We start from the raw sequence: 13,999 nt of genomic DNA, 5'->3' as shown, positions 1-13,999 counted from the left end.
GCCGGGGCCGGCGTCACCCGCGGCTACCTGGCGCGCGGCGCGCTGACGTCGACGCGGTTCGTCGCGGACCCGTTCGACCGGTCCGGGCGGCGGATGTACCGCACGGGCGACCGGGTGCGGTGGCTGCCGACCGGTGAGCTGGCCTTCCTCGGCCGGGTCGACGACCAGGTGAAGCTGCGCGGCTTCCGCATCGAGCCGGGCGAGGTGGAGGCGGTCCTGCGGGCGCACCCTGCGGTCGGCTCGGCGGCCGTCGTCGTGCGCGAGGACGCCCCCGGCGTGCCCAGGCTCGTCGCCTACACCACCGGCGCCGCCGAGCCCGCGGACCTGGCGGCCCACGCCGCCGCCCGGCTGCCCGGCCACGCGGTGCCCTCCGCGTTCGTCGTGCTCGACACCCTGCCCACCACGCCGAACGGCAAGCTGGACCGGCGGGCCCTGCCTGCGCCGGACCTGCCCGCCCCCGGTCCTGGCCGCGCACCCGCCACGCCGCGGGAGGCCCGGGTGCTCGCCCTGGTCGCGGAGGTCCTGGGCGTGCCGGACGCGGGCGTGGACGACGGCTTCTTCGCGCTGGGCGGCGACAGCGTCCTGGCCATGCGCCTGGTCGCCGCCGCCCGGAACCGCGGGCTGGTCCTGTCCGAGCGGGACGTGTTCAACCGCGCGACCGTCGCCGACCTGGCGTCGGCGGCCTCCGACGCGGACGAGGAGCCGCCGACCACCGCCGGGCCCGCCGGCCGGGACGACTCCGCGCTGCGGGCCGAACCCGGTGTCGATGACGTCCTGCCCCTCACGCCGTTGCAGGAGGGGTTGCTGTTCCACCACCTCTACGAGGGCGCGGGCGCCGACGTCTACACGATCCAGGTCCACGTCGACGTCGACGGCGCGGTGGACGCCGCCCGGCTGCGCTCCGCGCTGGACGAGCTGTCGCGCCGGCACCCGGCCCTGCGGGCGGAGTTCCGCCACGACGGGCGCGGCGAACCCGTGCAGGTGATCCGCGGCGACGCCCGGATCCCGCTGCGGGAGGTCGACTCCACCGGGTTCGACCGGGTCGCCGAGCGAGAGCGCGCCGCCGGGTTCGCGGCGGACACCGCGCCGCTGGCCCGCTGCGCCCTGGTGCGCGGCGACGGCGACCGGTGCCGGCTGCTGCTCACCCTGCACCACCTCCTCGTGGACGGTTGGTCGCTGTCGGTCCTGCTGCGGGACCTGCTCGCCGCCTACGCCGGCCGCGTGCTGCCGCCCGCCCGGACCCACGCCGACCACCTGCGCTGGCTGGGCGCCCGCGACCACGCCGCCGCGCTCGCCGCGTGGCGGCCGGTGCTGGCCGCCGCCGGCGAACCCGCGCTGCTGGCGGCGCCCGGGGCCCGGTCCGCAGAGCCGCCCCGCGCCGTCCGCTTCGGCCTGACCGAGGCCGAGTCCGCCGAGGTGGCGGCCTTCGCCCGCGCCCGCGGGTTCACCGTGAACACCGTCGTGCAGGGCGCCTGGGCGCTCGCGCTCGGGCACCTGCTGGGCCGGGTCGACGTGGCGTTCGGGGTCACGGTGGCGGGCCGGCCGCCGGAGCTGGTCGGCGTAGAGGACGTGGTGGGCCTGCTCGCCAACACCGTCCCGGTCCCCGTCCGCGTGCACCCGGCGCGCACCGCCGCCGACCTGCTCACCACCCTCCAGCGGCAGCAGGCGGACCGCTCGTCGGCCACCCACGTCGGGTTGGCCGACCTCCAGCGCCTGTCCGGCGGCGACCTGTTCGACACCGTGCTCGTGTTCGAGAACTACCCGTACGACCGGGGGGCGCTCGACGACCTGGCCGCCGCCTCGGGCCTGGCGATCACCGGTGTGGGCGGGCACGACGCCACGCACTACCCGGTGGCCCTGGTCGTCGTGCCCGGCACGGCGATCTCGTTCCGCCTCGACCACCGTCCGGACCTGGTGCCGCCGGCGCGCGCCGGCGAACTGTCCGCCCTGCTGCTGCGGGCGTTGCGCCTGGTCCTCTCCGCGCCCGACCGCCCGCTGGCCGGCGGCGACCTCCTCGCCCCCGAGGACAGGCGGCGCCTCGCTGCGCTGGAAGGCCCGACCGCGCCCCTCCCGCCGACGACGCTCGCCGCGCTCCTGGACGACCAGTGCGCCCGGACACCGGACGCACCCGCGGTCCGCTCCGCGGGCACCACCCTCACCTACCGCGAGCTGCACGACCGCGCCTCGGCCGTCGCGGCCCGGGTGGTCGCGGCGGGCGGCGGGCCCGGCCGGTTCGTCGCCGTGGCGCTGCCGCGCGGGCTGGACCTCGTGGTCGCCCTCGTCGGCGTGCTCAAGGCCGGCGCCGCCTACGTGCCGGTCGACCCGGAACTCCCGGCCGAGCGCGTGGCACTCCTGCTCGACGACGCCCGGCCCGCCGTGGTGGTCACGACGCCGGCGGTCGGCCTGCCGCCGGTGCCCGCGCCGGTGGTCGAACCGGGCGGTGGCGAACCGGGCGGTGGCGAACCGGCGCCGGGCGTGACCCTGCCCGTCCCCGCGCCGGGGGACCCGGCCTACATGATCTACACCTCCGGGTCGACCGGCCGCCCGAAGGGCGTGGTCGTCCCGCACTCGGCCATCGTCAACCGGCTCCTGTGGATGCAGGACGAGTACGGGCTGGAGGCCGACGACCGGGTCCTCCAGAAGACGCCCGCGGGCTTCGACGTGTCGGTCTGGGAGTTCTTCTGGCCGCTGGTCCGGGGCGCCCTGCTCGTCGTGGCCAGGCCCGGCGGCCACCGGGACCCGGACCACCTGGCGGAGCTGATCCGCGCCGAGGGGATCACGACCGCGCACTTCGTGCCGTCGATGCTGCGCGCCTTCCTCGACGCGCCCGGCGCGCGGCACTGCGCCGGCCTGCGCCGGGTCGTGTGCAGCGGTGAGGAGCTGACCGCCGACCTGCGCACGCGGTGGTACGCCCTGCTGCCCGTGCCCCTGCACAACCTCTACGGTCCGACCGAGGCCGCGGTGGACGTCACCGCGCACGCCTGCGACCCGGCCGACACCGGGCCGGTGCCGATCGGGCGCCCCATCCGGAACACCACCGCGCGCGTCCTCGACGCCGCCCTGCGCCCCGTGCCCGTCGGAACGCCCGGTGAGCTGTACCTGGCGGGTGCCTGCCTGGCCACGGGGTACCACGGCCGCGCCGCGCTCACCGCGCAGCGGTTCGTCGCCGACCCGGCGGGCCCGCCCGGGTCCCGGCTCTACCGCACCGGCGACATCGCCCGCCTGCGCCCGGACGGGGAACTGGACTTCCTCGGGCGCGCGGACGACCAGGTCAAGATCCGCGGCGTCCGCGTCGAGCCGGGCGAGGCCCAGGCGGTGCTCGCCGCGCACCCCGCCGTCGCGGCCTGCGCGGTGGTGGTCCGCGAGGACCACCCGGGCAGCCCGCGCCTGGTCGCGTACGTCGTGCCGGCCCCGGGGCCCGCCCCCGAAGCCGCCGACCTGGTCGCGCACGCCGCCGCGCGGCTGCCCGAGCACGCCGCGCCGACGGCGGTGGTGCTGCTCGACGCGCTGCCCACCACCCAGAACGGCAAGCTCGACCGACGCGCGCTCCCCGCACCCGTCGTGCCCGGTCGGTCGGGCCGGCCACCCGCCACGCCGGTCGAGACGGCGATCGCGGACCTGTTCTCCGAGGTGCTCGGGGTGCCGGGGGTGTCGGCCGAGGACAGCTTCTTCGCGCTCGGCGGCGACAGCATCCTGTCCCTGCAACTGGTCGGCCTGGCTCGCGGCGCCGGGCTGGCGCTGACCCCGCGCGAGGTCTTCGAGGCGCGCACGGTCGAGGCGCTCGCCGCGCTGGCGAGGACCGCGGAGCCCGCACCGCGCCCCGCCCCGGCCCCGTCCGGCCCGCTGACCCCGTTCCCCATGCAACGCTGGCTGTCGGCGCTCGGCGGCCCGGTGGACGGGTTCGCCCAGGTCCTGGTCGTCCGGGCGCCCGCCGGGGTCCGGACCGCCGACCTGGCCGGCGCCGTGCGGCGCCTGTCCGACCATCACGAGGCGCTGCGCCTGGCGGGCGGACCCGAGGGGCTGCGCGTGCGCCCGCCGGGCGTGCCCGTCCCCGACCCGGTCGCCGTGGACACCTCCGCCCTGACCGGCGCCGCGTTCGCCGACGTGGTCGAGGAGCAGGCGGACCGGGCGCGACGCGCGCTGAGCCCGGCCGAGGGGCGGATGGTCGCGGCGGTCCACTTCGACCGCGGCCCCGCCCGTCCCGGCGCCCTCCTGCTCGCGATCCACCACTACGCCGTGGACGGGGTGTCCTGGCGCATCCTGCTGCCCGACCTGGCCGTCGCCGTCGACCGCCCGGGAGGACCGCTGCCCCCGGTCCGGACGGAGCTGCGCCGGTGGGCCGAGCACCTGTGCGCCGGGGCCGCCGCCCACCGCGCGGAACTGGCCCACTGGGTCGACGCGCTCCGCGACGCGCCCCCGCGGCGCCTCGACCCCGCGCTGGACCGGCACGCCACCGCCGGGCGCAGGCGCGACCGCCTGTCCACCGCCACCACGACCGCACTGCTGGGGGACGTCACCCGCGCTTTCCACGCGGGCGTCGACGAGGTGCTGCTCACCGCGTTCGCTGTCGCGGTGCGGCTCTGGCGCGGCACCCCCGACCCGGTGCTGGTCGACGTGGAGGGCCACGGCAGGCAGGACGGCGACCTGGACCGCACCGTCGGCTGGTTGACCTCGCTGTACCCGGTGCGGCTGGACGCCGGACCGGTGCGCGCCGGCGACCTCGCGGGCGGGCGGGCGCTCGACCGCGCGCTCAAGCGCGTCAAGGAGCAGCTGCGCGCGGTGCCGGGCCGGGGCGTCGGCCACGGCGTGCTGCGCCACCTCGACGACGAGGGACGGGCGGCGCTCGTTCCCCTGGGCACACCTCCGCTGGGCGTGAACTACCTCGGCAGGCTGGCGGCCGACGGCGGCCGGGACTGGGACGTGCTGCCCGCGTTGGCGGGCGTCGGCGGACGCGCGCACGAGGACCTGCCGCTCCCGCACGAGATCGACCTGGACGTGGTGGTCTTCGACGGCCCGGACGGTCCCGAGCTGGACAGCACGTGGACCTGGGCCGCGCGGCTGGTGACCGAACCCGACGTCGCCGAGCTGTCCGGGCTGTTCCACGCGGTGCTCGACGGCCTCGCCGCCCTGGTGCGGCTGCCCGGCGCGGGCGGGCGCACCCCGTCCGACCTGCCGCTGGTCCGGCTGACCCAGGCCGACGTCGACCGGCTCGCCGACGCGCAGGACGTGCTGCCCCTGACCCCGATGCAGGAAGGGCTGCTGTTCCACCGCGCGTCCGTGGGCGCCGACGCCGACGTCTACACGACCCAGGTCCACCTGGACCTGGTGGGGGAGCTGGACGCCGAGCGGCCGGGCGCCGCGCTCGCCCGCCTGCTCGACCAGCACCCCAACCTGCGGGCGGGCCTGCGGCACGCCGACCTGTCCACGCCCGTGGCGGCCGTGCCGGCGGCGGTGGGGGCGAGGTGGCGGGTGGTCGACCTGACCGCCACGCCCGAACCCGACCGCGCACGCGCCGTGGAGGCGGTGACCGAGGAGGAGCGCGGCGCGCCGTTCGACCTGGCCGACCCGCCGCTGTTGCGAGGCGCCCTGCTCAGGTCGGGCGTCGACCGGCACCGGCTCGTGCTCACCGCCCACCACGCCGTGCTCGACGGCTGGTCCACGGCGCTCGTCGTGCGGGCGCTGCTCGCCGCGTGCGCCGGGCGGGAACCCGACCCCGCGCCGCCCTACCGGGCCTACCTGCGGTGGCGGGCCGAGCAGGACGCCGAGGCAGCCGCCGCCGCGTGGCGGGACGCGCTCGCGGACCTCGACGGGCCGACCCTCGTCGGCGAGCCGGGCGTGGTCGCCGCCGCACCGCCCCGACCCCTGCGGTTCGCGCTCGACGCGGCGACGACCGCCGCGCTGACCGAGCTTGCGCGCGCCGAGGGCGTCACCGTCAGCACCGCGGTCCAGCTCGCCTGGGCGCTGGTGCTCGGCGCGCTGACCGGCAGAACCGACGTCTTGTTCGGCGCCGTCGTGTCCGGCAGGCCCGCCGACGTGCCCGGCGTGCGGGACATGATCGGCCTGTTCGTCGAGACCGTGCCGGTGAGGTTCCGGCTGCGCCCCGGTGCCCGCGCCGCCGACCTGCTCGCCGAGGCGCACCGCGACCAGGCCGCGCTGCTGGACCACCACCACCTGGGCACCGCCGGGATCCAGCGGGCCGCGGGCCTCGGGGAGCTGTTCGACACGTCCGTGGTGTTCGAGAACTACCCGGTTGACGCCGAGGGACCCGCCGCGGCCGCCGGGTTGCGGATCGAGGCGGTCGGTGGGCACGACGCGACGCACCACGCGCTGGGCCTCGCGGTCACTCCAGGCCCCCGGCTGGAGTTCCGCCTCGACGCCCGGCCGGACGCCGTCGACGACGAGCGGGCCCGCGCCGTGGCCGGGCTGTTGCTGCGGGCCCTGCGCGCGATCGCCGGGCGGGAGCGCGTCCGGCCCTCCGAACTCGTGCTCCCGCAGGAGCCCTCCGCGTCGACCCCGCCGCGCGCCGGTGGCACCGTGCTCGACCTGTTCGCGGCACGGGTGGCCGCCGCGCCCCACGCCCCGGCGGTGTTCTCCGACTCGGGCGTCCTCTCCTACGCGGACCTCGACGGGCGCGCCAACCACCTGGCGGCGGAACTGGTGGGGCGGGGCGTGGACGCGGAGGACGTCGTCGCGCTCGTCCTCCCGCGCGGCGAGCTGTTCCCCGTCGCGGTGCTGGCGGTCCTCAAAGCGGGTGCCGCCTACCTGCCCGTCGACCCCGACCACCCCACCGCGCGCGTCCTCCAGGTGCTCGCCGACGCCCAGCCGGCGCTCGTGCTCGGCACCGCCGAACTCGCGGCCGGGCTGCCGCACGACCGGCTCGTGCTGCTCGACGGCGCCGAGCGCGCGGGGCGCCGCGACCGCGGCCCCGACGTGGCGGTCCGGCCGGACGCGGCGGCCTACGTCATCCTCACCTCCGGGTCCACCGGCGCGCCCAAGGGCGTGGTGGTCCCGCACCGGGGCGTCCCGAACCTGGCGCTGGCACAGGCCGACCGCCTCGGGATCGGGCCGTCGTCGCGGGTGCTCCAGGTGGCGTCGCCCGGTTTCGACGCGGCGGTGGCCGAACTGTGGACCGCCCTGGCGACCGGGGCCGCCGCGGTGTTCCTCGACCGGGACCGGGTGGCGCCCGGCGCGCCGCTGGCCCGCGCGCTGGCCGGGTTCGCCGTCACCCACGTCACGCTGACCCCGTCGGTGCTCGCCGCCGTGTCCGAGGACGAGGTGCCCGCCGGGGTCGTGCTCGTGGTCGCGGGGGAGGAGTGCCCGGCGGCGCTGGTCGAGCGGTGGTCGGCCGACCACGTGGTGGTCAACGCGTACGGGCCCGCCGAGGCCACCGTGTGCGCCACCATGAGCGAGCCGCTGCGCGGCGCGGTCGTCCCGCCGCTGGGCGAAGCGATCGACGGCGTCGGCGTGCGGGTCCTCGACGCCTGGCTGCGCCCGGTGCCGCGTGGCGCCGCGGGTGAGCTGTACGTGTCGGGCGCGGGCCTGGCCCGCGGCTACTCGCGCCGCCCGGACCTGACCGCGCAGCGCTTCGTCGCCTGCCCCGACGGACCTCCCGGCGCCCGCATGTACCGCACCGGCGACGTGGTCCGGGTCGGCCACGACGGCGCGCTGCGCTACCTCGGCCGCGCCGACCGCCAGGTCAAGGTCCGCGGCGCCAGGGTGGAGCCCGCCGAGGTCGAAGCCGCGCTCGCCGCGCTGCCCGGTGTCCGGCGGGCCGTCGTGGTGGTGCGCCCGGACCTCGCCGGCGCGCCCTCGTTGGTGGGGTACGTCGTGCGCGACACCGACGCGGTCGGGGACCCGCGCGGCGCGCTGGCGGCGACGCTGCCCGCCCACCTCGTCCCCGCGGCGGTGGTCGACGTGGCCGGGTTCCCGGTCACGCCGAACGGCAAGCTCGACACCGCCGCGCTGCCGCCCCCGGCCGACCACGTCCCGACGGGCAGGGCACCGCGCACCCCCGGCGAGGCGGCGCTCTGCGACCTGTTCGCGGAGGTGCTCGGGGTGCCCGCCGTCGGCCCGGACGACGGGTTCTTCTCCCTGGGCGGCCACTCGCTGCTCGCCACCCGGCTGGTCGGCCGGGTGCGCACCGTGCTCGGGGTCGACCTGGGCGTGCGGCAGCTGTTCGACGCGTCGACACCGGCGGCGCTGGCGGCGTTCCTGCCCGGCGCGTCGGCCGCACGGACCCCGATCACCCGCCGGACGCGCCCCGACCGGGTCCCCGCCTCGCCCGCGCAACAGCGCCTGTGGTTCCTCGACCGCCTCGACGCGGGCGGCGCATACCACCTGTCCGCCGCGCTGCGGCTGTCGGGGCCGCTCGACGCCGCCGCGCTGGAGGCCGCGCTCGCCGACGTGACCACCCGCCACGAGGCGCTGCGCACGGTCCTCGACCACGACGCCGACGGGCCGTACCAGAGGCTGCTGGCCGACGCCCGACCGGACCTCGCGGTCCGCAGGTGCGACCCGGACGACCTCGGGGACCTGCTCGCAGACCTGGTCGCCAGGCCGTTCGACCTGGCCGCGGACCTCCCGCTGCGCGCCGCCCTCGTCGACGCGGGCGGCGGCGGCCACGTCATGCTGCTGGTGCTCCACCACGCCGCCGCCGACGGGTGGTCGCTGCGGCCCCTGCTGCGCGACCTCGACACCGCCTACACCGCCCGCCTCGCCGGGCGGTCCCCCGCCTGGGCGCCGCTGCCGGTGCAGTACGCCGACCACACCCTGTGGCAGCTCGACGGCCTCGGGGACGAGGACGACCGGGACAGCCCGATCGCGGTCCAGCTCGCGCACTGGCGCTCGGTCCTGGCCGGGCTGCCGCCCGAGCTGCCGCTGCCCACCGACCGCCCGCGGCCCGCCACCCCGTCCCACCGCGGCGGCGCCGTCCCGTTCTCCCTGGACCGCGCGGACCACGAGGCGGTGCGCGCGCTGGCCCGCGACCACGGCGCCACGGTGTTCATGGTCGCGCACGCCGCCCTGGCCGCCCTGCTCACCAGGGTCGGCGCGGGCACGGACATCCCCATCGGGACCCCGGTGGCCGGGCGCGCGGACCCCGCCGTCGAAGACCTCGTCGGGTTCTTCGTCAACACCCTGGTGCTGCGCGTCGACACCGGCGGCGACCCGACGTTCGCGGACCTCCTGGCCCGCGTGCGGGCGGCCGACCTGGACGCCTACGCCCACCAGGACGTGCCCTTCGAACGGCTGGTCGAGGTGCTGAACCCGCCGAGGTCCACCGCCCGCCACCCCCTGTGCCAGGTGGTGCTGACCGTCAACGACCCCGAGCACGTCGGCCCGCCGGCCCGCTTCGGCGGGCACGCGGCGGCGGCCGAGCCGGTCCGGTCGGACTCGGCGAAGTTCGACCTGGTGCTCACCCTGGCCGAACGGCCCGGCGGCGGGGTCGACGGCGAACTGGAGTTCGCCCACGACCTGTTCGACCCCGGCTCGGCGCGGCGGCTGGTGGAGCGATTCCTCCTGCTGCTGCGGGGCGCCGTCGCCGATCCGCACCGCCGCGTCAGCGCCGTGGACCTGCTGTCCGCGGCCGAGCGCCGTGCCCTGCTCGCCCCGCCCTCGCGGATCGCCGAGCCCGACGTGTTGCCCGAGCTGTTCGCCCGGCTGGCCGCCCGCCGCGGCGACGCCACCGCGATCACCGACGGCGCCGTGCGGCTGTCCTACGCCGAGTTGGACCGCCGCTCCGACCGGTTGGCCCGGCTGCTCGCGGCCCGCGGCGCCCGCCCGGAGGCCGTGGTGGCGGTGGCCCTGCCCCGGTCGGCCGACCTGGTGGTGGCGCTGCTCGCGGTGCTCAAGGCGGGCGCGGCCTACCTGCCGCTCGACCTGGACCACCCGCCCGCCCGGCTGGCGGCCGTGCTCCACCAGGCCGACCCGCTCCTGGTGGTGACGGACGCGGCCTCCCGCCCGCTGCTGCCGGGGGGCCTGCCGTCGCTGCTGGTCGACGAGCCGGGAGGGGCGGAGGGGGAGCTGGTGCGGCCCCACCCCGACCACCCCGCCTACGTGATCTTCACCTCCGGCTCGACCGGAACGCCCAAGGGCGTCGTCGTGCCGCACGCCAACGTGGTCCGCCTGCTCCGCGCCACCGCCGACGACTTCGGCCTCACCGACACCGACGTGTGGACCTGGTTCCACTCCGCCGCGTTCGACTTCTCGGTGTGGGAGATCTGGGGCGCGCTGCTCACCGGCGGCAGGGTCGTCGTCGTGCCGCGCGGCACGAGCCGCTCGCCCGGCGACTTCCGGCGGCTCGTCGCCGAGGAGGGCGTGACGGTGCTGAGCCAGACGCCGTCCGCCTTCGACCAGTTCGCGGCCGAGGAGGGGGCCGGCGCCCGGCTCGCGGTCAGGCTGGTCGTCTTCGGCGGCGAGGCACTGGCCTTCGACCGGCTCGCCACCTGGTGGCGGGCCCACGGCACGGCGGCCCGCCTGGTCAACATGTACGGGATCACCGAGACGACCGTCCACGTCACCGCCCGGGACCTCGCGCCGACCGACGTCGGACCGGCCAGCCTGGTCGGCCGCCCCCTGCCGCACCTGGGGACCGCCGTGCTCGGCCCCGCCCTCGAACCGGTGCCGCCGGGGACGGCGGGCGAGCTGTACGTGACCGGGGCCGGGGTCGCCCGCGGCTACCTCGGCCGCCCGGACCTCACCGCCCACCGCTTCGTGGCGGACCCGCACGGGTCGCCGGGCGCCCGCATGTACCGCACCGGCGACCTGGCCCGCTGGACCGCCGACGGCGAGCTGGAGTACCTCGGCCGCGTCGACGACCAGGTGCAGCTGCGGGGCTTCCGGGTCGAACCCGGCGAGGTCGCCGCCGTGCTGGGCGCCCACCCGGAGGTGGCCGCGGCGACGGCCGTGGTCCGGGAGGACCGGCCGGGCGACCCCCGGCTGGTCGCCTACGCGGTGCCGCGCGGACCCGCGCCGCGCCCGGCCGACCTGCGCGCGCACCTGGCCGCCGCGCTGCCCGAGCACATGGTGCCTTCCGCCGTGGTGGTGCTCGACGCGCTGCCGCTCACCGCCAACGGCAAGCTGGACCGCGCCGCGCTGCCCGCGCCCGCTCGCACCGCCGCGCCCGCCGACCGGGGGGCTCGGGACCCGCGCGAGCGGATCCTGTGCGGCCTGTTCGCCGAGGTGCTGGGCCTGGACGAGGTCGGGGCCCACGGCGGTTTCTTCGAGCTGGGCGGCCACTCGCTGCTGGCGACCCGCCTGGTCAACCGGGTGCGCGCCACCCTGCGCGTCGACCTGTCGGTGAGCGACCTGTTCGACGCGCCCACCCCCGCCGGGCTCACCGCGCGCCTGGTCGGCGCGGGCGGGGCCCGGCCCGCCCTGTCCGCCGGCCCCCGCCCGGAACGGCTCCCGCTGTCCGCGGCCCAGCGGCGGATGTGGTTCCTGCACCAGTTCGGCGGGCCCGCCGCGAGCTACCACGTGCCGGTCGCCGTCCGGCTGGCCGGCGCCCTCGACCTGCCCGCCCTGCGCGCCGCACTGGCCGACGTCGCCGCCAGGCACGAGGTGCTGCGCACGACCTTCCCCGAGGACGCGGAAGGGCCGCACCAGCTCGTGTCCGGGACCGGCGCGCCCGTGCTGACCGTGCTCGGCACCACGACCGAACGGCTCGACCACGACCTGACCCGGGAGGCGCTCGCCCCGTTCGACCTGGCGCGCGACCTGCCGCTGCGGGCGACGCTCCTCCGGCTGTCCGAAGCGGACAACGTGCTGCTGCTGGTGCTGCACCACATCGCCGTCGACGGCTGGTCCCTCGGTCCGCTCTCCCGGGACCTCGTCACGGCGTACCGCGCCCGGCGGGACGGCGGCGCACCGGCGTGGGGGGTGCTGCCCGTGCAGTACGCCGACCACGCGCTCCGGGAGGCCGCCCTCCTGGGCGAGGAGGACGACCCGACGTCGCCGTCGGCCCGGCAGGTCGAGCACTGGCGGGCACGGCTGGCGGGCATGCCGGAGGAGACCGCCCTGCCGCTGGACCGGTCCCGCGCCGCCGAGCGGTCACCCCGGGCCGACACGGTCGGGTTCACGCTCGACCCCGAGGTGCACGCCCGCGTCGAGGCCTTGGCCCGCGCCCGCGGCGTGACCGCGTTCATGGTCGTGCACGCCGCCGTCGCCGTGCTGCTCTCCCGCCACGGCGCGGGGACCGACGTCGCGATCGCGGTCCCGGTGGCCGGCCGGTCGGAGGCGGTGGTCGAGGACCTGGTGGGGCTCTTCGCCAACACCCTGGTCCTGCGCGCCGACCTGTCGGGCGACCCGGGGTTCGGGGCGTTGCTCGACCGGGTCCGCGCGACCGACCTGGAGGCCTACGACCACCAGGACGTGCCGTTCGAGCGCCTGGTGGACCTGCTGGCGCCGCAGCGGTCCACCGCCCGCCACCCGCTGTGCCAGGTGGTGCTGACCGTGGAGGAGGACGGCGAGCACCACGCGACCGCGGACGCGTTCGGCGAGGTGCCGGGCCTCACGGCGGCGCCCGTGGTCGTGCGCGCCGGCACCGCGGTGTTCGACCTGGCCTTCGCCCTCGCCCGCAGGTCGGGGGAGGGCGGGGGGCCCGCGGGGTACGACGGGGTGCTGCGCTACGCCACGGACCTGTTCGACCGGGCCACCGCCATCGCCCTGGCCGGGCGGCTGGTCCGCCTGATCACCGCCGCCACCGCCGATCCCGACCGCCCGGTCACCGACCTGGACCTGCGCACGGACGAGGACCGCGAGCTGCTCGCGGCCTGGGCGGGCGCGCACCGCCCCGGCGCCGAGGCGGCCCGTTCGCTGCCGGCCGCCTTCCACGCCGGTGCCCGGCTCCACCCGGGTCGGGTCGCGCTGCGAGCCGGGTCGCGGGTGGTCACCTACGGCGACCTGGCCGCCAGGGCCGCGGCCGTGGCGCACGCGCTGCGCGCCGCGGGCGTCGGCGTGGAGGACCGGGTGCTGCTGGCCGTGGACCGCTCACCGGAGGCCGTCGTCGCGCTCCTCGGCGTGCTGGCCGCGGGGGCCGCCTACGTCCCGGTGCACGAGGGCGCGCCGCCCGCGGCGGTGCGGTTCGCGGCGGGGGCGACCGGGGCCGCGGCCGTGGTGGTCGACCACGCCCACGCGGGGGTCGCGGACCTCCTCGGGTTGCCCGCGATCACCGTCGACGCGGACGACACCGCGCGTGAGGTCGCCCGCGTCGACCTCACCGCCGGACCGGACGCCCTCGCCTACGTGATGCAGACCTCGGGGTCGACCGGTGTGCCCAAGGGGGTCGCGGTCACCCACCGCGCGGTCCTGGAACTGGCAGCCGACAGCCGCTGGCGCGGCGAGGCGCACCGCAGGGTCCTGCTGCACTCGCCGCTGGCCTTCGACGCCTCCACGTACGAGCTCTGGGTGCCGCTGCTGTCGGGTGGCGAGGTCGTCGTGGCGCCGCCCGGCGAGCTGGACGTCGCCACGCTGCGGGCGGTCGTCGCCGAGCACCGGGTGACCGCGCTGTGGCTCACCGCCGCAGTGTTCCAGCTCGTCGCCCACGAGGAGCCGGACTGCCTCGCGGGGGTGGCCGAGCTGTGGACCGGGGGCGACGTGGTCCCCGCCGAAGCGGTGCGGCGGGTGCGCGACCGCTTCCCCGCCCTGACCGTCGTCGACGGCTACGGACCGACCGAGACCACCACCTTCGCCAGCTCGCACGCGCTCCGGCCCGGTGACCCGCACCCGACCGCGGTGCCGATCGGCGTCCCGCTCGACGGTGTCGTGCTGCGGGTCCTCGACGCCCGGCTGCGGCCCGTGCCGCCCGGTGTGGTCGGCGAGCTGTACATCGCGGGCTCGGGGCTGGCCCGCGGTTACCTGGGGCTGCCCGGTCTCACCGCGGAGCGGTTCGTCGCCGACCCCGGCGGCCCGCCCGGCTCGCGCGCGTACCGCAGCGGTGACCTGGTGTGCCTGCGGGACGGGGTGCTGCACTACGTCCGGCGCGGCGACGACCAGGTGAAGCCTG

Annotated in this window: 1 protein-coding gene; it reads left to right on the top strand. The window is 78.1% G+C overall.

From position 1 onward, the window contains the following. Positions 1–13,999: non-ribosomal peptide synthetase (locus ACFV4N_RS29975; RefSeq protein WP_499675975.1), on the top strand; the 13,999-nt coding region annotated here is incomplete at both ends.

This window comes from Actinosynnema sp. NPDC059797 (assembly GCF_042732085.1).
Lineage (GTDB): Bacteria > Actinomycetota > Actinomycetes > Mycobacteriales > Pseudonocardiaceae > Actinosynnema.
The sequence above is the reverse complement of the archived record's forward strand: the minus strand, read 5'-3'. Positions and strand labels throughout refer to the sequence as shown.